Source organism: Nocardioides soli, assembly GCF_014191495.1.
GTDB lineage: Bacteria > Actinomycetota > Actinomycetes > Propionibacteriales > Nocardioidaceae > Nocardioides > Nocardioides soli.
Window position 1 is genome coordinate 245,770 of sequence record NZ_JACHWR010000001.1, and the last position, 19,602, is coordinate 265,371.

Genomic DNA, 19,602 nt, shown 5'->3' on the forward strand with positions numbered 1-19,602 from the left:
GGCACGACCCCCCGGGCCTGCTCATCTCAGCTGACCGACTCCGCCAGCCCGGCGATCCCGACACCGGTGTCCTCCAGGCGCGCCACGTCGACGGTCCGGCCGACCAACGCGCGCAGGTGGTCGATGCTGTCCCACTCGTTGAGGTGCATCCCGCCCAGGACCCGGCCGGCGTCATGCCAGAGCACCACGGCCTGCCGGGCCGCCAGGTCGCCACGCACGACGACGCTGTCGAGGTGCTCGCGCGGCACCCGCCCGACGTACTCGACCCCGAGGTCGTACTGGTCGGTGAAGAAGTAGGGCACCCGGTCGTAGGGCGCGTCCGCGCCCAGCATCGAGCGGGCGGCCGCCCGGCCCTGCTCGATCGCGTTGTCCCAGTGCTCGACCCGCAGCCGGCCGAGGGTCGGGTGGTCGTGGGCCGCGATGTCGCCGGCGGCGTAGACGTCGGGGTGGGAGGTGCGCAGGGTGGCGTCGACGAGCACACCGCCGTCGACGTCGAGTCCGGCCGCGACCGCCAGATCCAGCCGGGGCGCGGCACCGACCGCCACCAGCACCAGGTCGGCCGGCACCGGACTGGCGCCGTCGAAGGAGGTGCCCAGCCGCAGGTCGACGCCGTGCTGGCGGTGCAGGTCGGCGAAGGCCGATCCGAGCCGCTCCCCCAGCACGCCGAGCAGCGGCTGCGCCTGCGGCTCGATCAGCGTGACGTCGCACCCGGCGGCCCGGGCCGCGGCCGCGACCTCGAGGCCGATCCAGCCGCCGCCGACCACGGTCAGCCGCGGCTTCTCGAGCAGCGCGGCGCGCAGCGCGGCCGAGTCGTCGCGGGTGCGCAGGTACGCCGCCGGCGCGCCCGTCACCGGCAGCCGGCGCGGCTCGGAGCCGGTGGCCAGCAGCAGCTTGTCGAAGGCGATCTCGCCGCCCGGCGTCACGACCACCCGGCGCTCGAGGTCGACCGCGCTCGCGGCCGTGCCGGTGCGGACGTCGATCGCGCGCTCGGTGTACCAGTCGGCGTCGCGCAGACCGGTGGCCTCGACGTCCTCGTGGCCCAGCAGCACGTCCTTGGACAGCGGCGGCCGATCGTAGGGCAGATGCTGCTCGGCGCCGAGCAGCACGACGTCGCCGTCGTACCCCTGCTCGCGCAGCTCCTCCGCGGCGGCGTTGCCCGCCAGTCCGGCGCCGATCACGACCATCGTCATGGGATCAACCTCTCTATCGATCTGGTGCTGTCGGTCGGGTGCGGGTGAGCGCGAGGAACTCCGCACGACTCGCCGGCTCCTCGCGGAGCCGGCCGAGCAGGGCGGACGTCACCGTCGTGGCTCCCGGCGCCCGGACGCCCCGCAGCGTCATGCAGAGGTGCTCGGCCTCGATGACGACACCGACGCCGGACGGCGCGAGAGCCTCCTCCAAGTGTCGCGCGACCCGTTGGGTGAGTCGCTCCTGAGTCTGCACGCCGCGGGCGTGGTGGTCGACCACGCGGCCCAGCTTGGAGAGGCCGACGATCCGGTCGCCGGGGAGGTAGCCGACATGCGCGACGCCGACGAACGGGAGCATGTGGTGCTCGCACATGGACCGCACCGGCAGGTCGCGCACCAGCACCAGCTCGTCGTACCCCTCGTCGTTGGGGAACGTCGTCATCTCGAAGGCGGTCGGGCTGAGCATCTCGGCCAGGGCGCGGGCCATCCGGCCCGGTGTCGCGGCGAGCGACTCGTCGGCGAGGTCCAGGCCGAGCGACCGGAGCAGGTCGACGGCGGCCGCCTCCGCGGCGTGGACGTCGACCCTGGGGTGATGCTCGACCCGCCAACGAGCGAGGTCCTGGGCGGCCTGGGTCATGCCCGGGACCGGTCCATGGCCAGCAGGCTGAGGGCCAGGGCGGCGAGCAGCAGGCCGAAGTCGCGCAGCGCGATGTCGTAGTACTCCCCCGTGCTGACCAGGTTGACGATGATGCCGGCCAGCCAGGCGGCGACCAGCAGCCCGCCCCAGCGCGGCGTGACGAGCACGACCAGGCCGGCGACGATCTCGACGACGCCGATCATCAGCATCGCGTCGTGGGCGTCGCCGGGGATCAGGTCGTTGACCCAGGTCGCGAGGTAGGCCTCCCAGTCGTCGGTGAGGACGCCGAGGAACTTGTCGAGCCCGAACAGGATCGGCGCCACGACGAACGCGGAGCGCAGCAGCAGGTAGGCCTGGTCGGTGTGGTTCGCCGTCATCACGGACGGCCGGTGGTGCAGCGTGGTCATGGCTCCTCCGGTTTCTAAAACTGAACTAGTTGCACGTTAGAATCCGTGGCACCATTGCGTCAAGAGTTTTCTGTTTTAGACAAGGAGCCGCCCGTCGTGGACCTCGCCGCCCAGGCCGCCAGCGTCGGTGCCCTCGCGGAGCCGATCCGCCTGGCGCTCTACGAGTACGTCGTGGCGCGCGGGGAGCCCGTGGGCCGCGAGGAGGCCGCGACCGCGCTCGACCTGGCGCCGCACACGGCGAACTTCCACCTCGACCGGCTGGTCGAGGCGGGGCTGCTGACCGCGGAGTACCGCCGCCTCGGCGGCCGCACCGGACCTGGCGCCGGACGCCCGAGCAAGCTCTACAAGCGGGCCGAGGACCCGGTCGCGATCTCCCTGCCCGACCGGAAGTACGACCTGGTGGGCCACATCCTGGCCAGCGGCATCGAGCGGGCGAGCGGTGCCTCCGGCCCGGATGTCGACACGGCGATCGACACGGCGGCCGCGGAGATCGGGCGGGCGATCGGCGCCGAGGCGGCGCCCGGCGACGTCGCGGCGTTCACGAGGGTGCTGGCCGACCACGGCTTCGAGCCCCGGGTGGACGGCGACACCGTGCTGCTGGCCAACTGCCCCTTCGACACGCTCGCCCGCAGCCACACCGAGCTGGTGTGCGGCATCAACAGGTCGTTCGTGCAGGGGGTCGCCGACGGGATCGGCTGCGACGTCAGCGCCTGCCTCGCGCCCGAGCCCGGGATGTGCTGCGTGCAGGGCCGGATCGGCCCGGAGGTCAGCCGATCGACTTGAGGTGCGGCTCGATGTCCGCGGCTGCGTCGCTCCCGTAGGAGTGCTCGAGGCGGGCGAGGAACTGGGCCGGGGTGAAGGCGTACTCCTGCGTGCCGACCGTCTCCACGACGTACGCCGCGAGCACGCAGCCCACCTGGGCGGCCCGCTCGAGGCCGAGGCCCCACGCGACGGCGGCGAGGAAGCCCGCGCGGAAGGCGTCGCCGACACCGGTCGGCTCGACCGCGGTGACGTCCTGGGCCGCGGGCAGGACGATCGGCTGCTCCCCCGCGCGCTCGACGCGCACGCCGTCCTTGCCGAGGGTGGTCACCTGCACGCCGACCCGGTCGAGGACCTCGGCCGCCGACCAGCCGGTCTTCTGCTCGATCATGTGCGACTCGTACTCGTTGGAGAAGAGGATCGCAGCGCCGTCGATGAGCTCGCGGATCAGCTCGCCATCGCTGAACGCCAGCTGCTGGCTCGGGTCGGCGATGAAGGCGTAGCCGCGCTGGCGGCACTCCTCGGTGTGCCGGAGCATCCCGTCGGGGTCGTCGGCGCCGATCAGCACGTAGTCGGGGTGACCGACGCGCTCGACGACCGGGCCGAGCTCGATCAGCCGCGCCTCGCTCATCGCGCCCGGGTAGAACGAGGCGATCTGGGCGCCGGTCGGGTCGGTGGTGCACACGAACCGCGCCGTGTGCCGGGTGTCGGAGATCCGCACGTGGGAGCAGTTGACGCCGTGCCGCTCCAGCCACGAGCGGTAGTCGGCGAAGTCCTCGCCGGCCGCACCGACCAGCACCGGGCGCAGGCCGAGCTGGCCGAGCCCGAAGCACATGTTCGCCGCCACGCCCCCGCGCCGGATCTCGAGATCCTCGACCAGGAACGACAACGAGATCTTGTCCAGCTGCTCCACCACCAGCGAGTCGCGGAACTTCCCCTGGAAGCTCATCAGGTGGTCGGTGGCGATGGAGCCCGCGATCAGCAGCGACATGACACGGGAGACTACCGAGGCGAACTGCTACCCCGACCGGCCGGTAGCACTTACGGTCGATGTCATGAGCAACGCCCGACTGGCCTACGACGACGCCTCGACGCCCGCCGAGATGCGGATCGACTGCCTGGCGGCGCAGGCCGCCCTCGCCGGCCCGCTCGCCGCGACGGCGCGCGAGCTGTCGCGGGAGCAGCCCAAGGCGGCGCAGATCGAGGTCCCCGAGGCCGCCGCCCGTCTGGCCCGCGCACTGCACCTGCAGCTCGACGGGGAGTGAGCGGCCCTCGCACCCACCGCACCGGTGGTTGAGGAGGTTGCGCTAGCAACCGTCTCGAAACCCGGACAGCCGACAGGCAACCGCCACCACCGACGCCGTCAGCAGGGTGGTCTCGAGGCTCGGGCCTGGCAGCCCTCACACCTCAACCACCGCACCGGTGGTTGAGGAGGTTGCGCTAGCAACCGTCTCGAAACCCGGTCAGCCAACAGGCAACAGGCAACCGCCACCACCGACGCCATCAGCACGATGGTCTCGAGGCTCGGGCCTGGCGGCCCTCACACCTCAACCACCGCACCGGTGGTTGAGGAGGTTGCGCTAGCAACCGTCTCGAAACCCGGACAGCCAACAGGCAACCGCCACCACTAACGCCGTCAGCGGGGTGGTTTCGAGGCTCGGGCCTGGCGGCCCTCACACCTCAACCACCGAGCAAATGCAGCGGGCCCCGCCGGTCGTGCACCGACGGGGCCTTGCTGTCACTCAGCTCAGTGGAAGCTGTCGCCGCAGGCGCAGGAGCCGGTGGCGTTGGGGTTGTCGATCGTGAAGCCCTGCTTCTCGATCGAGTCGACGAAGTCGATCATCGCGCCGTTGAGGTAGGGAACGCTCATCCGGTCGACGACGACGGCCACACCGTCGAAGTCGGTCACGACGTCGCCGTCGAGGCTGCGCTCGTCGAAGAACAACTGGTAGCGGAGGCCCGAGCAGCCACCGGGCTGCACCGAGATGCGCAGCGCGAGGTCGTCGCGGCCCTCCTGCTCGAGGAGGCTCTTCACCTTGGCGGCGGCCACCGGGCTCAGGTTGATGGAGTCGGCGTGGCGCTCGGTGGTGGTCTCGACCTGCTCGGTCATGGGCTGTTCTCCCGAAGTCGATGGAAGTGTCTTGCTAGCCCCAATGGTCGCACACCGGCGGTTATTCCGGTCACCCAGCGTGACCTCGCGGCGACCAGGTGCGCGCCACGCGCTCCGCGAGGTCCGCCAGCGCCCCGGCGGGGTCGGCGAAGGCGCGCTCCTCCCCCGTCAGGTCGACCAGCGAGTACGCCGACTCGACGCCCAGGGCCCGCATCTCCCGCGAGCCGACCTGGACCCGTCCGGCGAGCACCACGCAGGGGCGCAGCGCCTCCCCGGCGAGCTCGGCCACGCCGTACGGCACCTTGCCGCCACGGCTGGAGTAGTCGAACGCCCCCTCGCCGGTGACGACGAGGTCGGCGGTCCGGGCGCGCTCGGCCAGCCGGAGGCTGTCCGCGACCAGCCCGATGCCCGGCCGGCGGGTGGCGCCGAGCAGCAGCAGCGCGAAGCCGAGGCCCCCGGCGGCGCCGGCGCCCTCCCCGAGCGCCACCCGGCGGTCGGTGGCCACGGCGAGCTCCTCCAGCCAGCCGTCGACGACCGGGAGCCGGTCGTCGGCGATGCCCTTCTGCGGGCCGAAGACCTTGGTCGCCCCGAACAGGCCGGTCAGCGGGTTGTCGACGTCGGTGGCCGCGACCAGCTCGACCGGCACCGACGGCAGGTCGACCCGGCCGATGCCCGCGAGCCCGGCGGCGCCCCGGTCGAGCGGCCGGTCGGCGGTGGCCCCGAGGGCGGCCAGCAGCCCGGCTCCCCCGTCGTTGGTGCCGCTCCCGCCCAGCCCGACCACGACCCGCCCCGCACCCGTGTCGACGGCCGCGCGGACCAGCTCGCCGACGCCGTACGTCGTGGCCTCCTCCGCCCGCTCCCCGCCGGTCAGGTGGACGCCGCAGGCCTGGGCGCTCTCGACGTACGCCGTGCGCACCCCGTCGTGCTCGACCACCAGCAGGGACGCCGGCGTCGGCTCGCCGTGCGGGCCGCGGACCGTCACCGCGAGCAGGTCGCCGCCGAGCGCCGCGTGCAGCACGTCGACGAAGCCGGGGCCGCCGTCGGCCATCGGCGCCAGGTCGATCTCGTCGTCGGGGGCCCGTCGCCGCCAGCCCGCCGCGATCGCGTCGGCGGCCTCCACGGCGGTCAGCGTGCCCGCGAACTTGTCGGGGGCGACCAGAATGCGCATGCGCCCATCCTGGCGGACTGCCTAGGGTCGGCGTCGTGGCAGACCCCCAGAACGGCCCCCGGCACGACCCCCTGAGCGGCCTGATCATCCGGCCGATGACCCTCGACGACGTCCCGGCGGCGGAGCGGGTGAGCGACGAGGGGTTCTTCGAGCTCGACACCCGCCAGCGGCGCGGCACCGACCCGGAGCCCGAGCGCCGCTCGGAGGCGCACCGTGCGGTGTGGATCGAGCGGACCCGGCACTTCGTGCGCACCGACCCCGGCGGCTGCTGGGTGGCCGAGGACGCCTCCGGCATGGTCGGCATGGCCACCTCGTTCCGGCGCGAGACGCTGTGGTGCCTGGCGACGTACGCCGTGCTGCCGGGCCGCCAGGGGCAGGGCATCGGCAAGCCCCTGCTCGCGGCGGCGCTCCAGCACGGCGCGGCCAGCACCCGCGCGATGCTGTCGGCGTCGTCGGATCCCCGAGCCGTGCGGGTGTACCACCAGGCCGGGTTCGAGCTGCATCCGCAGATGTACCTCACCGGCGCCATGGACCGGTCGGCGATCCCGGCGGTGCGGAAGGTCCGCGAGGGCTCGGCCGCGGACGTCGACCTGATGGACTCCCTCGACCGGGCGGCCCGCGGCGCCGGGCACGGTCCCGACCACGAGCTGATGCTGCGCACCTGGCGGCTGCTGGTCTCCGACACCTCGACCGGGTCGGGCTACGCCTACCTCAACGAGCGCGGCCAGCTGGCCCTGCTGGCCGCCAGCAACCGGCGCACGGCGACCCGGCTGCTGTGGGCGGCGCTGGCGGAGGGCCCCGAGCAGATCACGGTCGGGCACGTGACGGGGGCCAACCAGTGGGTGCTCGACGTCGGCTTCGCCGCGCGGCTCGCGCTGCACCAGGAGGGCTACCTCGGCCTGCGCGGGATGAAGCCGCCCGCGCCGTACGTTCACAACGGTGCACTCCTGTAGTGCCCCGCACCGGAAGTTCGGCACCCGACCCCCAGGACTAGGATTCGGCCATGGCGACCGTGGATCTCCCGCTGCTCCCACTCGGGCGCGGCACCGACCTCAACAGCGAGCGGGGGGTGGAGTGCCCGGGCGACCTGCCCCCGGCGTCCGACCCCGCACTGGTCGCACGGGCGCGAGCGGCCAAGGACGCGCTCGGCGAGAAGGTGTTCGTGCTCGGGCACCACTACCAGCGCGACGAGGTCATCCAGTTCGCCGACGTCACCGGTGACTCCTTCAAGCTCGCCCGCGAGGCGGCGGCCCGGCCGGACGCGGAGTACATCGTCTTCTGCGGCGTGCACTTCATGGCCGAGTCGGCCGACATCCTGACCGGCCCCGACCAGCAGGTGGTCCTGCCCGACCTCGCGGCGGGCTGCTCGATGGCCGACATGGCCCGGCTGACCCAGGTCGAGATGGCGTGGGATGCGCTGGTCAAGGCCGGGATCGGCGACTCCGTCGTCCCCGTGACCTACATGAACTCCTCGGCCGACATCAAGGCGTTCTGCGGGCGCAACGGTGGACTCGTCTGCACGTCGAGCAACGCCGACGTCGCGCTGCAGTGGGCGGTCGAGCAGAAACCCGACGCCAAGATCCTCTTCTTCCCCGACCAGCACCTGGGCCGCAACACCGGGGTGCTGAAGATGGGCTACTCGGTCGACGACTGCGTGGTCTGGGACCCGCACCGCCCGAACGGCGGACTGACCACCGAGCAGCTGCGCGACGCAAGGATGATCCTCTGGCGCGGCCACTGCTCGGTCCACGGCCGCTTCTCCCCCGAGGCGGTCGACGACCTGCGCGCCGAGATCCCCGACATCACGATCCTGGTGCACCCCGAGTGCCGCCACGAGGTCGTGCTCAAGGCCGACCTGGTCGGCTCGACCGAGTTCATCATCCAGACGATCGAGGCCGCGCCCGCGGGCTCCAGCTGGGCGATCGGCACCGAGCTCAACCTGGTCAAGCGGCTCGCCGACGCCCACCCCGACAAGCGGATCGTCTTCCTCGACAAGGCCGTCTGCTTCTGCTCGACGATGAACCGGATCGACCTGCCCCACCTGGTGTGGACGCTCGAGTCGCTGGTCGCCGGCACCGTCGTCAACCGGATCGAGGTCGACGCCGAGACCGAGAAGTGGGCGCTGGTCGCGCTCGAGCGGATGCTCGCCCTGCCGGGCAGGACCGCCAAGGACTGACCGGCGGGCCGCGCCCGGAACCGGGCGGGTCCTCAGGACTGCTCGGGCAGCTCGAACCAGGCGCAGGTCCCGCCGTACGCCGCCTCCCCGAGGCCGATGCGGCCACCGTGGGCCTCGATGATGCGGCGGCAGGTCGACAGGCCGATGCCCGAGCCCTCGACGTCCTCGTCGATGCGCGCGAGGGGCTGGAAGACCCGCTCCCGCTGGTCCTCCGGGATGCCCGGTCCGCGGTCGCAGATCTCGATCCGCCAGCGACCGTTGACCACCGTGCTGTCGACCTCGATGTGCGGCGGGCGGCCCGCCCGGGTGAACTTGGCGGCGTTCGCGACCAGGTTCTGCAGCACCGCGCGCAGCTGCACGGCGTCGCCCGTCACCGTCGGGAGATCGCCCGTGACGATCGTCGCCCCGGTCAGCGGCACGGCCAGGTCCTCGACGACGTCGCGGAGGACCCCGCCGAGATCGACGGGGCCGCGCTGCAGCTCGCCGCCGACCCGCGCGAACTTGAGCAGGTCGTCGATGAGCGACTGCATCCGGTCGGCACCGCCGATGGCCCGCTGCACGAGGAAGCCCATGTCCCCGTCGCCGTCGAGCTCGTCGTCGAGCATCCGCAGCGCCATCGTCACGGCGGTGAGCGGGTTGCGCAGGTCGTGGCTGACCTGGCCGGCGAACGCCGCGAGCTGCTCGTTGGAGCGCTGCAGCTCGCGGGTGCGCAGCTCCAGCTCGAGCAGGTCGACGACCCGGTCGGCCAGCCCGACCAGGGCGCTCTCCTGCTCGTCGGCCAGCGTGCGCGGCTGCTCGTCGAAGACGCACAGCGTGCCGATCACGACGCCGTCGGGCGTGCGCAGCTGGTGGGTCGCGTAGAACCGCACGCGCCCGATCGCGCCGGTCACGAAGGGGTTGTCCGCGAAGCGGGGGTCCTTGCTGGCGTCCGGCACGATGACCGGCGCCTCCTCCTCGAGGACGGTCGCGCACATCGAGTCCTCGCGCCGGCAGACCGAGGCGTCGAACCCGTGGGTGGCGATCTGGTGCTGCTCGGTGTCGGTGAGCAGGTTGATCGTCGCCATCGGCACCAGCGCCACCTGCGCGGCGATCTCCACGAGCGCGAGCAGGTCCGGCCGCGGCGGCTCGACGAGCACCCGGTAGCGCCCGATCTCCGCGACCCGCCGCTCGTCCTGCACAGGCGCGATCGCCATCCGTCAGCCTCCCCATCGGCTCGAGGTACCCGGACCGAGAGCCGGGGCATCGGCCCCGGCCTCGAAGCCCGCAGGCTATCCGGGCCGCCGCCTCGTCGGCGCGGGCCCCTCACCGGCCGAACGGCTGGCCACCCGATCCGCCACGGAACTGCACCATCCCGCCACCGGGGACGCCGGGGAGGCCGCCCTCGCCGAACCGGAGTCCGCCGGTCCCGCTGTCCCCGCTCGGCAGCGCCCGGTCGAGGTCGGCGAGCACGACCTGATCGCCCGGCGACACCCCGTCGGTGATCTCGACCCGGGTGCCGCCGGCGACCCCGGTGGTGACCGGCGTCGGCGTGGCGACGCCGCCGTCGAGCACCAGCACCGTGCCGTCGGACACCGCCGACGCCGGCACCGTGACGACGTCGGTCGCCGCGCCGGTGACGACCGCGACCGAGGCGGTCAGTCCGGTCGCGAGGTCGAGGCGCTTGCGCTTCAGCGTGATGGTCACGGCGTACGCCGAGTCGTCGTCCGGCACCGAGCTGACCTGCGTGACGGTGCCGGCGAGCGACCGCTCGGCACCGGCGGGTGCGGCCGTGGCCCGCTGGCCGACCTTCAGGTCCTGCACCTGGGCGGTGGTCGCCGCGACCCGGACGGTCGTGGTGCCCCGGGAGACCAGCACGAAGACGTCCGTCCCCGCCGCGACCGAGTCGCCGACGGCGGCGTCGACCGCGACGATCCGGCCCGCGAACGGCGCGGTCACGGTGGCGGTCGCGAGCTCCTGGCGGGCGGCGACCAGGTCGGCGCGCGCCTGGTCGATCGCGGCCTGGTCGTGGGCGAGCGTCGCCGCGGTGACCGTGCCGCCGGGGGTCTCCTCGGCGACGAGCACGATGGGGGCCTCGCCGGAGGTCGACGTGGCCGCGGCGGGATCGGCCGCAGCTCCGGCCTCCGACAGGGTCGCGCCGAGCGCGTCGAGGGCGTCCTGGAGCGCCTGCTGGTCGGTGGCCACCCGCTGCTGCGCGGCCTGCACCGCCCCCAGGGCGTCGGTGCACGCCTGGCCGGTCACGTCGACGCAGGCGGCCTGCTGGGCGACGAGCGCCTGCTGCGCCGCGACCAGCGACGCCGACACGGTCGACTGCGCGGCGACGACCGCCCGCTGCTGCTCGGCGAGCGCGGCGAGGTCCGGATCCTGGCTCGGAGACCCCGACGGCTCCGCGGGGGACTCCGAGGTCTGGGGAGCCTGGGGACTCTGGGGAGCCTGGGGCGTCTGGGCAGGCGCGGAGGGCGATCCGCCGCCCGCCTGCGACACCGCGACGGTCTGGGCATCGATGTCGGACTCGAGCTGCGCGCGGGCCACCGCCAGCGTGGCGCGGGCCGACCGCACGGCCCGGCGCAGCGTCTCGTCGTCGAGCCTGCCGAGGGCCTGCCCGGCGCGCACCTGCTCGCCGGGCTCGACCGCGATCGTCGCGACGGTGCCGGAGGTGGCGAAGGCGAGGTCGGCCCGCCCGGCCGGCTCCACGGTGCCGGACAGGTCGAGGGTCTGCTCGACCTCGCCGACGGTCGCGCGGGCGGTGCGGTACGACGGGTCGTCGGCCTGCGCGGCGTACGCCGCCCAGCCGACCCCGACGACGGACAGGGCCGCGACACCGACGACGGCGCGGCGCGGGATCCTCACGCGGCACCGTCGCCCGGGCCGCGCATCGCGAACCCGAGGCCGCCCGCGCACTCGCCGTCGACCGGGTCCGAGACGCCGATCGTGTCGGCCGTGACCGCGCCGGTGTCGTCGCTGTCGCCGCGGGCGGTGACGCAGCGGCCCACCACCACGGCGGAGGCCGTGGCCGCCACCGTCGTCGTGTACGTCGTGGCGTCGTCGACGGTGACCGTGACCTCGGCGTTCTCGTCGCTGCCCGGGGTCGTCGCGCTCAGCGTGAAGCCCGCCGCGGACACCCGCGTGACCTCGCCGAGCGTGCCGAAGCCGCGCATCCGGCCGCCGTCCGGCGCGTCCGACGGCAGGTCGGACGGCGTCCCCTCCGGCCGCTGACCGCCACCGGGACCGTCGGCGCCGGGGCCGCAGCTCCCGTCGGCGTTCGCGTCGGTCAGCCGCACGCCGGCGGCGGTGACCGCGGTCGGCGCGGTCGCGTCCGCGGAGGCATCGTCCGTGGTGACCAGGACGCAGGCGCCGACGGCGACGTCGTCGAGCGTGCCGCCCACCTGCTCGGTGAACGTGGTGTCCCGGGTCCAGGTCACGGCGACCTGGCCGCCCTGCGGGCTCTGCACCTGGGCGGTGCGGCCCGACACGGCGGCGACCTCGCCGGCGGCACCCGGGAGGCCCGCTCCGCCGGGCATGCCGCCCGATTGCGGAGCGGCGTCGGTCGCCTCGTCGTCGGCGCCGCAGGCGGCGAGGGTCGCGAGGAGCAGCACCGACGACGCGGTGGCGAGGGTGAGGCGGGTCAGGGTCATGGGGAGGGCCTTTCGTAGGGGCGCAGCCTCACTCGCTGCGGAGGGCGTCGATGGGCGTGAGACGGGCGGCGCGGCTCGCGGGGTAGACCCCGAAGCCGACGCCCAGGGCGAGCGAGGTCAGCAGCGCCGCGCCGACGGCCAGCGCCGAGAGGGTGACCGGCTGGTCGATGAGGGGCGGCAGCACCCACGAGCCGACGACGCCGACCAGCAGGCCGACGACCCCGCCCGCCAGGCCGAGCATCGACGCCTCGACCAGGAACTGCCGGCCGATCACCCGGGGCGTCGCGCCGAGCGCCTTGCGCAGCCCGATCTCGCGGATCCGCTCGGTGACCGAGACCAGCATGATGTTCATGACACCGACCCCGCCGACAAGCAGCGAGATCGCGGCGATGCCGGTGAGCAGCACGGTGAGCGTCCTGTTGGTGGAGTTCGCGGTCTCGACGAGCGACTCCTGGGTCGAGATGCCGAAGTCCGCGTCGGTCGTGGTGACGCCGTGCCGGGTGGCCAGGAGGCTCTGGACCTCCTGGTACGCCGCGCTGAGCGTCGCCTGCGACGCCGCCTCGACGTAGATCGTCGACACCGAGCTCGAGGTGGCGCCGGTCAGCGCCTGGGCGGTGCTGATCGGCAGGATCGCCTGGTCGTCCTCGGAGCCGCCCGACTCGGAGGCGCCGCTCGAGTCGAGCACGCCGATCACGGTCAGCCGCTGGCCGGCGATCGTCACGGTCTGCCCGACCGGGCTGCCGAGCCCGAGGAGCTCGCTCGCGGTGTCCGGTCCGAGCACCACCACGGGGGCGCCGGAGGCGACCTCGTCGGCGGTGAAGAACCGGCCCGACGCCAGCGAGCGGGCGCGGACGTCCGGCCACGAGGGCGTCGTACCGACCAGCGAGGTCGTCCAGTTGGTCTCCCCCGCCGTCAGCGACGCGGACGACGAGGTCGTCGGCGCGACCCGGCGTACGTCGGGCGCGGCGGTGTCGTCGCCGATGGCCGCGGCGTCCTCGAGCGTGAGCGTGGTCGCCGAGCCGAAGCCGCCGCGCATGCCACCGGAGTCGGTGCTGCTGCCCGGCGACACGATCAGCAGGTTGCTGCCGAGCGCGTCGATCTCGTCGCGCACCTGCTGCTGCGCACCCTGGCCGAATCCGACGGTGAGGATCACCGACGCGATGCCGATGACGATCCCGAGCATGGTCAGCAGCGACCGCATCCGGTGTGCCCGCACGGCCTCCGCGCCCGCGCGGAGGGTCTCCACCCAGGTCACGCGGGCACTCCCGCCCGCGCGGTCGGCGTGTCGGAGACGATCCGGCCGTCGTCGATGACCAGGTTGCGGCTCGCGCGGCCGGCGACGTCGTGCTCGTGGGTGATCAGCACGATCGTGCGGCCGGCGTCGTGCAGCCCGTCGAGCAGGTCGAGCACGTCGGCGGTCGACCGGGAGTCGAGGTTGCCGGTGGGCTCGTCGGCCAGGATGATCGCCGGCTCGGCCACCAGCGCCCGGGCGACCGCCACGCGCTGCTGCTGGCCGCCGGAGAGCTCGCCCGGCCGGTGCGCGGTGCGGTCGGCCAGCCCGACCCGCTCCAGCGCGGCCACGGCCCGCTCGCGTCGCTCCTGGCGGGGCAGGCCGGCGTACACGAGCGGCAGCTCGACGTTGCGCCACGCGGGCAGGCCGGCCAGCAGGTTGAACTGCTGGAAGACGAAGCCGATGCGGCGGTTGCGCACCTCCGCCAGCTGGGCCTCCGACATGGTCGACACGTCCTCGCCGGCGAGCAGGTAGCTGCCGGCGGTGGGGTTGTCGAGGCAGCCGAGGATGTTCATCAGCGTGGACTTGCCGGAGCCGGACGGGCCGACGACCGCGACGTACTCGCCCTCGCGGATCGCGGTGTCGATGCCGCGCAGCGCCTCGAACTCCAGGCTGCCGGTGCGGTAGGTCTTGCGGACGCCGTCGAGCCCGATGATGGGCGGGGTGCTCGTCGTCGCGCTCACTGGGCCGGGCCGCCCGGCATCGCGGGCTGGCCGCCGTCCATCCGGAGCTGCGGCAGCTGACCATCCGGGAAGCCCTGCCGGCCTCCCCCGCCACCACCGGAGATCCGCTCGAGGCCCGGCACGACGACCGTGTCGCCCTCCTCGAGCCCCGAGACCACCTCGGTCGTCACGCCGAACGCCTCGCCGGTCTCGACCTCGACCCTGGTCTCCTCGCCGTCCTCGACCTGGATGGCGTAGGTCGTGCCGTCCTCGGTCGTGAGCGCCCGACTCGGCACGGTGAGCACGCCCTCGCGCTGCCTGACGACGATCGTCGCGGTCGCCGAGACCCCGGCGTAGAGGTCGTGGCGCCGGCCGGTGACCGCGATCGTCACCGGGAACACGGCGGCGCCGCTGTCGTTGGTCCGCGCGACCAGGCCGACCTCCTCGACGGTGCCGTAGACGGTGTCGGCCACGCCGGTGACGGCGATCTCGGCCTGCAGGCCCCGCTTGAGCCGGTCGACGTCGGCGGCGGCGACGGTCGCGTCCACGACGTACCTGCCGGTCGAGACGATCGAGATCGTGCCGGCCGAGGTGTCCGCGTCTGCGGTCGGCGCGGTCGACCCGACGGTGTCGCCCTCGGCGAGGTCGACCGAGGTCACCGTGCCCTTGATCGAGGCGCGCAGGGTGGCGTCCTCGACGGCGCTGCGGGCGTCGGCGAGGGCGGCGCGGGCCGAGACGATTGCGGCCCGGTCGCTGGCGAGCCGGACGTCGCCGGCGCCGGAGTCCTCGTCGTCGTCGAGCTGGGCCAGGGCGGCGTCGTACGACGACTGCGCGGCGCGCCGGGTGGCGACCAGGGCGGCATCGTCGACGACCGCGAGCACCTGGTCCTTGCGGACCCTCTCGCCCTCGGCGACGGCGACCCGGGTCACCCGGCCGGCGACGGCGAACGACTCGTCGGCGGTCCTGCTGGCGGCGACCGACCCGTCGGCCGTGACGGTGTCGCGGACGGTCTCCGTGGACACGGTCGCGGTGGTGCTGGAGGCGGCCTGTGAGCTGTCGCGGGTCGACAGCCAGGCGCCGGTGCTCGCGACCGCGACCAGCGCCACGAGGGCGCCGCCCAGCAGGACACGCGAGCGACGACGGGCGGGCAGGCGCACGGGGGTCCCTCTCGACGTGGGTCGATGCGGGACCGGTCGGCGCCGCGAGGGAGACGTTGCCGGGGCGGGCTGTGCCGCTCCTCGGGTCGACCTGTGCGTGGCCTGTGGGGCGGACCTGTGGGCGGACCTGCCTTACAGGCCGGGGGCGCCCCAGACCGCGAGCCAGCGGCCGAGGTCCTGCTCCATCGGGAGCTCGCCGGCGAGGGTGTCGCGCAGCTGGAGCTCGAGCAGGTTGTCGCGCTGCCGCTCCCCCGCCCCGGCGGAGCCGCCCTGGGGCGCGAACGGGTAGAAGGTGCCCTGCTTGTAGAGGTAGACCAGGCCGACCCGGCGACCGTCGGCGCCCGCGAACGGGATCAGCGAGCAGAGCAGGCCGGGTCCGAACCCCTGCTCCTCCAGCGAGGTGTTCACCGCGTGCAGGTCGGTGCAAAGGTCGGCGATGTCGGGGTCGTCGCGGACCACGAGCCAGGTGAAGCCGTACTCGTCCTGGCTGAGCTCGACGTCGGGCTGGCCGGGGTCGGCGTTGAGCAGCTCGACGACCTCCGACTGCACCTGCGCGAAGGCGTTGCCGGTCGCCGCCCGGTAGCAGACCGAGCCGGTGCCGGTCGGCCGCAGGCCGAGGCTCGTCTCCAGCGTGATCGCCGCGCTCGGCACGTGGAAGAGCGCGTCGAGACGGGGCGCCTTGGGGCGGGAGCGGCCGGTGATGACGTCCCAGAGGCCCATCAGGCGGACCGGTCCAGCTCGGCGCGGATCTTCGCCAGCTGCTCCAGGCGCTGCTCGAGCGTCGGGTGGGTCGAGGTGAGGGTGCGCATCGACACGCCCTTGACGGCCGGCGCGATGAAGAAGGCGTTCATCGGCTGCGAGGCGCGCAGGTCGCGGTCGGGGATCGTGTTGATCTCGCCGGTGATCTTCTGCAGCGCCGAGGCGAGCGCCTCGGGCTTCATCGTGAGGTAGGCGCCGGCCCGGTCGGCCGACATCTCGCGGTAGCGCGAGAGCAGCTTGAGGAGCAGGAAGCTCACGGCGTACGTGATCAGGCTGACGACGAGGACGATCAGCCAGACCGGGAGGCCGTTGTTGTTGTCACGCCGGTTGCCGCCGAAGATCGCGCCGTACTGCGCGCCCCGGGTGAGCATGCCGGCGACGATGCCCGCGGACGAGGCCACGGTCATCACCAGCACGTCGCGGTGGGCGACGTGGGACAGCTCGTGGGCGAGGACGCCCTCGAGCTCCTCGCCGTTGAGGCGCTGGAGGATGCCGGTGGTCACCACCACCGCGGAGTGGCTGGGCGAGCGGCCGGTCGCGAACGCGTTGGGCAGCTCGGTGTCGGCGACGCCGACCCGGGGCTTCGGCATGTCGGCGAGCACGCAGAGGCGGTCGATCATGGCGTGCAGCTCGGGCGCCTGCTCCGGGGTCACCTCGCGGGCCCGCATCGCCTTCATGGCGACCTTGTCGGAGTTGTACCACTGGAACCAGGCGACACCGATTCCGCCGATGCCGATCAGGAAGACGAGCAGCGGGCTGTTCCAGAACAGCGCCATCAGAATCGCGATGATGCCGACGAACAGCGCACCGAGCAGGAAGATCACGGTGGTCATCCGGGCGGTGAGCCCGGGATCGCCGACGAATCGCGTGCGTGCCATGCCCTTATTCTCCGGGACGGCTCAAACGGGCGGGACTCAGGCCTGCTCGCCCTCTGCCTTCTCCTGGGCCTTCTCCTGTGCCTGCTTCTCCGGGGCCGCCTCGAGGACGTCCCCGCTGTCGTCGGCCCCCTCGATCGCCGCCGGCGGGGTGGGCGCCGTGCCGGCCTTGAGCGCGGCTAGCTCGGCCTCCACGTCGGCCTGCGAGCTGAGCGCGTCGAGCTCGCGCGCGATGTCGTCGCCGCTGTTGGTCGCGGTGACGTCGTCGAGCGCGCCGGAGGCGATCAGCTCGTCGATCGCGCCGGCCCGCGCCTGCATCTGGGCGGTCTTGTCCTCGGCCCGCTGGATCGCCTGGCCGACGTCGCCCAGCTCGTCGCCGATGCCCGACATCGCCTCGTTGATACGGGTCTGCGCCTCGGCGGCGGTGTACGTCGCCTTGATCGTCTCCTTGCGGGTGCGGAACGCCTCGACCTTCGCCTGCAGCCGCTGCTGGGCGAGGGTGAGCTTCTCCTCCTCCGCCTGGAGCTGGGCGTGCTGGGTCTTGAGGTCGGTGATCTGCGTGGTCAGACCGGACTTGCGCGTGAGCGCCTCGCGGGCGAGGTCCTCACGGTCCACGGCGATCGCCTTCTGCGCCTGGTCCTGGAGCTTCGTGGACTGCTGCTCGAGCTGGTTGATCTGCAGCTCGACCCGCTTGCGGCTGGTGGCGACGTCGGCCACCCCACGACGTACCTTGGAGAGCAGCTCCTGCTGCTTCTGGTAGCTGTAGTCGAGGGTCTCGCGGGGATCCTCGGCGCGGTCGAGCGCCTTGCTCGCCTTCGACTTGAAGATCAGGGTGAAGCGCTGCCAGAGTCCCATTGCGGCGTGGTCCCTCTCGATACGGTCCGGTCTCGGAGTCAACCCTAGACGGACAGCCGCAATGGGAACCACAGCGGCGCCGCCGGTAGTCTGAGGTCAACCTCTCGTCCCCGCTCTCCGAAGGCCCCGCGTTGTTCCGTCGCAGCAAGTCCGAACCCGCCCCCGAGCCGACTCCCACCAAGGTGGGCGGCAAGGGTCGTCCGACCCCGACGCGCAAGGAGGCGGAGGCCGCCGCCAAGGCGCGGGTCAAGCAGCCCCGGACCCGCAAGGAGCAGTCGGCGGCGCAGCGCAAGCAGCGCTCGGAGTCGAGCAAGACCGTCCGCCAGGCGATGCGCGACGGCGACGAGCGCTACTTCCCGGCGCGGGACAAGGGCCCGGTGCGCCGCTTCATCCGCGACTACGTCGACGCCCGGTTCTCGATGATCGAGCTGGTGATCCCGCTGCTGCTGATCACGATGATCCTCGGCTACTCCGGCAACCCGTCGCTCGCCCAGTGGGGCAACACGCTGCTGCTGGTGATCGTGATCGTCGTCCTCTTCGACATGTTCTGGCTGCGGTTCCGGCTGCGCCGCGAGCTGGCCCGTCGGTTCCCCGACAAGAGCCTCAAGGGCACGACCTACTACGCGATCACCCGCGCCATGCAGATGAAGTTCATGCGCCTGCCCAAGCCCCGCGTGAAGATCGGGCAGGCGCTCCCGGACGACTACGACCGCTAGGCGGTCGGCTCCCAGGCTCGGCGACGCTGGCTGGCCGTGCCGGGGGCCGGGTGTCGGCGGTTCACCAAGGGATGCAGGCGAACCCGCGCTTCCCTGGCTGAGTCCACCCTGGGAAGCGCGGCTCGACCCTCATCCCTTGATGAAACCGCGGCCGGCGACGCACGCACCGACCACCCGGACCGCTAGAAGTCGCGGCGCGACGGCGACTGGGTCTGGGCGGGGTCCCGCTCGACGATCGGGCCGACGACCTCGTCGATCGCCTGCAGCGTCGCCTCGTCGAGGGTGACGCCCGAGGCGCGGGCGTTGTCGGTGACCTGCTCGGGCCGGCTGGCGCCGATGATGGCGGCGGAGACGTTGTCGTTCTGCAGCACCCAGGCGACCGCGAGCTGAGCCATCGAGAGGCCGGCCTCGTCGGCGATCGGCCGGAGCCGCTGGACCCGCTCGAGGACGTCGTCCTGCATCCAGCGGCTGATCATGTTCGCGCCGCCCTTCTCGTCGGTGGCGCGACTGCCCTCGGGCGCCGGCCGGCCGGGGAGGTACTTCCCCGTCAGCACACCCTGGGCGATCGGGGACCACACGATCTGGCCGATACCGAGCTCGGCACTGGTGGGGACCACCTCGGCCTCGATGACCCGCCAGAGCATGGAGTACTGCGGCTGGTTGGAGACCAGCGGGATCCGCAGCTCCCGCGCGAGCTCGTACGCCGCCCGGATCTCCTCCGCGCGCCACTCGCTGACCCCGATGTAGAGCGCCTTGCCCCGGCGTACGACGTCGGCGAACGCCTCCATCGTCTCCTCGAGCGGCGTCTCGTGGTCATAGCGGTGCGCCTGGTAGAGGTCGACGTACTCGGTCCGCAGCCGCCGCAGCGATCCGTCGATCGACTCCATGATGTGCTTGCGCGACAGGCCGTGGTCGTTGTGCTGGCGAGGCCCGGTCGGCCAGAAGACCTTGGTGAAGATCTCCAGGCCCTCGCGCCGCTCACCCTTCAGTGCGTTGCCGAGCACGGTCTCCGCGGCGGTGTTGGCGTAGACGTCGGCGGTGTCGAACGTCGTGATGCCCTCGTCGAGCGCCTGCCGCACGCAGGCCGTCGCGGCATCCTCCTCCACCTGGGATCCGTGGGTCAGCCAGTTGCCGTAGGCGATCTCCGAGATCTTCAGTCCACTGCCGCCGAGGTTGCGAGTCTGCATGGGTCCGACCCTAGTGCCGCCCGG

21 protein-coding genes are annotated in these 19,602 nt (G+C 73.0%); 5 read left to right on the forward strand and 16 right to left on the reverse strand.

What is annotated here, in order from left to right:
- Positions 1–26: 26 nt before the first annotated feature.
- From FHU40_RS01150 to FHU40_RS01160, 3 genes are read right to left on the reverse strand one after another with little or no spacing between them, the layout of a single operon-like run.
- Complete coding sequence (locus FHU40_RS01150; protein WP_183590465.1) at positions 27–1,190, reverse strand: NAD(P)/FAD-dependent oxidoreductase; 1,164 nt, start codon at positions 1,188–1,190, stop codon at positions 27–29.
- Between the two features lie 13 nt (positions 1,191–1,203).
- Entirely contained in the window at positions 1,204–1,824 is a 621-nt protein-coding gene (folE, locus tag FHU40_RS01155) for a GTP cyclohydrolase I FolE (protein WP_183590466.1), read from the reverse strand.
- Positions 1,821–2,231, reverse strand: coding sequence for a hypothetical protein (locus FHU40_RS01160; protein WP_183590467.1), 411 nt, complete (start codon positions 2,229–2,231; stop codon positions 1,821–1,823). The genes folE and FHU40_RS01160 overlap by 4 nt, the downstream gene beginning before the upstream one ends.
- Positions 2,232–2,327: 96 nt before the next feature.
- On the opposite strand from FHU40_RS01160, the gene FHU40_RS01165 reads away from it, so the two are divergent.
- Positions 2,328–3,014, forward strand: coding sequence for a helix-turn-helix transcriptional regulator (locus FHU40_RS01165; protein WP_183590468.1), 687 nt, complete (start codon positions 2,328–2,330; stop codon positions 3,012–3,014).
- Here FHU40_RS01165 and FHU40_RS01170 read toward each other — a convergent pair.
- The gene (locus FHU40_RS01170) at positions 2,998–3,981 is read right to left on the reverse strand and encodes a carbohydrate kinase family protein (RefSeq protein ID WP_183590469.1); all 984 of its coding nucleotides are present in this window, start codon (positions 3,979–3,981) and stop codon (positions 2,998–3,000) included. The two genes, FHU40_RS01165 and FHU40_RS01170, sit on opposite strands and share 17 nt — an antisense overlap.
- Positions 3,982–4,045: 64 nt before the next feature.
- On the opposite strand from FHU40_RS01170, the gene FHU40_RS01175 reads away from it, so the two are divergent.
- Positions 4,046–4,255, forward strand: coding sequence for a hypothetical protein (locus tag FHU40_RS01175; RefSeq protein WP_183590470.1), 210 nt, complete (start codon positions 4,046–4,048; stop codon positions 4,253–4,255).
- 482 nt (positions 4,256–4,737) lie between these two features.
- Here the strand turns inward: FHU40_RS01175 and erpA are convergent, their stop codons facing one another.
- Entirely contained in the window at positions 4,738–5,100 is a 363-nt protein-coding gene (gene erpA / locus FHU40_RS01180; protein WP_183590471.1) for an iron-sulfur cluster insertion protein ErpA, read from the reverse strand.
- Positions 5,101–5,170: 70 nt separating this feature from the next.
- On the reverse strand, positions 5,171–6,268 hold the full coding sequence (locus FHU40_RS01185) for a glycerate kinase family protein (protein ID WP_183590472.1): 1,098 nt from the start codon (positions 6,266–6,268) through the stop codon (positions 5,171–5,173).
- A gap of 35 nt (positions 6,269–6,303) precedes the next feature.
- Between FHU40_RS01185 and FHU40_RS01190 the strand changes: the two genes are divergently transcribed.
- Both FHU40_RS01190 and nadA read left to right on the forward strand, forming a co-directional pair.
- Positions 6,304–7,221 (forward strand): GNAT family N-acetyltransferase, encoded by a 918-nt coding sequence (locus FHU40_RS01190; RefSeq protein ID WP_343057656.1) that lies wholly within the window; start codon positions 6,304–6,306, stop codon positions 7,219–7,221.
- A 50-nt stretch (positions 7,222–7,271) separates the two neighbouring features.
- Complete coding sequence (gene nadA / locus FHU40_RS01195) at positions 7,272–8,444, forward strand: quinolinate synthase NadA (protein WP_183590473.1); 1,173 nt, start codon at positions 7,272–7,274, stop codon at positions 8,442–8,444.
- 32 nt (positions 8,445–8,476) lie between these two features.
- Here the strand turns inward: nadA and FHU40_RS01200 are convergent, their stop codons facing one another.
- The 9 genes from FHU40_RS01200 to FHU40_RS01240 all read right to left on the reverse strand — a co-directional run bounded on the left by FHU40_RS01200 (position 8,477) and on the right by FHU40_RS01240 (position 17,675).
- Entirely contained in the window at positions 8,477–9,637 is a 1,161-nt protein-coding gene (locus tag FHU40_RS01200) for a sensor histidine kinase (RefSeq protein WP_183590474.1), read from the reverse strand.
- A gap of 109 nt (positions 9,638–9,746) precedes the next feature.
- Positions 9,747–11,291: an efflux RND transporter periplasmic adaptor subunit gene (locus tag FHU40_RS01205; RefSeq protein WP_183590475.1), complete on the reverse strand. Its 1,545-nt coding sequence runs from the start codon at positions 11,289–11,291 to the stop codon at positions 9,747–9,749.
- Entirely contained in the window at positions 11,288–12,076 is a 789-nt protein-coding gene (locus FHU40_RS01210; protein WP_183590476.1) for a hypothetical protein, read from the reverse strand. Before FHU40_RS01210 ends, FHU40_RS01205 begins: the two co-directional genes overlap by 4 nt.
- A gap of 28 nt (positions 12,077–12,104) precedes the next feature.
- The gene (locus FHU40_RS01215) at positions 12,105–13,331 is read right to left on the reverse strand and encodes an ABC transporter permease (RefSeq protein ID WP_183590477.1); all 1,227 of its coding nucleotides are present in this window, start codon (positions 13,329–13,331) and stop codon (positions 12,105–12,107) included.
- Complete coding sequence (locus FHU40_RS01220; protein ID WP_343057658.1) at positions 13,328–14,050, reverse strand: ABC transporter ATP-binding protein; 723 nt, start codon at positions 14,048–14,050, stop codon at positions 13,328–13,330. The genes FHU40_RS01215 and FHU40_RS01220 overlap by 4 nt, the downstream gene beginning before the upstream one ends.
- Positions 14,047–15,186: a permuted SH3 domain-containing protein gene (locus FHU40_RS01225; protein WP_183590478.1), complete on the reverse strand. Its 1,140-nt coding sequence runs from the start codon at positions 15,184–15,186 to the stop codon at positions 14,047–14,049. The genes FHU40_RS01220 and FHU40_RS01225 overlap by 4 nt, the downstream gene beginning before the upstream one ends.
- A gap of 132 nt (positions 15,187–15,318) precedes the next feature.
- The gene (pspAB, locus tag FHU40_RS01230) at positions 15,319–15,906 is read right to left on the reverse strand and encodes a PspA-associated protein PspAB (RefSeq protein ID WP_183590479.1); all 588 of its coding nucleotides are present in this window, start codon (positions 15,904–15,906) and stop codon (positions 15,319–15,321) included.
- Positions 15,906–16,823 (reverse strand): zinc metalloprotease HtpX, encoded by a 918-nt coding sequence (gene htpX, locus FHU40_RS01235; protein WP_183590480.1) that lies wholly within the window; start codon positions 16,821–16,823, stop codon positions 15,906–15,908. The genes pspAB and htpX overlap by 1 nt, the downstream gene beginning before the upstream one ends.
- 36 nt (positions 16,824–16,859) lie before the next feature.
- A complete protein-coding gene (locus tag FHU40_RS01240) occupies positions 16,860–17,675 on the reverse strand; it encodes a PspA/IM30 family protein (protein WP_183590481.1) in 816 nt (271 codons plus the stop codon).
- Positions 17,676–17,806: 131 nt separating this feature from the next.
- Between FHU40_RS01240 and FHU40_RS01245 the strand changes: the two genes are divergently transcribed.
- Positions 17,807–18,391, forward strand: a complete 585-nt coding sequence (locus FHU40_RS01245) for a DUF3043 domain-containing protein (protein ID WP_183590482.1) — start codon at positions 17,807–17,809, stop codon at positions 18,389–18,391.
- 182 nt (positions 18,392–18,573) lie between these two features.
- On the opposite strand, the gene FHU40_RS01250 is transcribed toward FHU40_RS01245, so the two are convergent.
- Positions 18,574–19,578, reverse strand: a complete 1,005-nt coding sequence (locus tag FHU40_RS01250; protein ID WP_183590483.1) for an aldo/keto reductase family protein — start codon at positions 19,576–19,578, stop codon at positions 18,574–18,576.
- Positions 19,579–19,602: the final 24 nt, after the last annotated feature.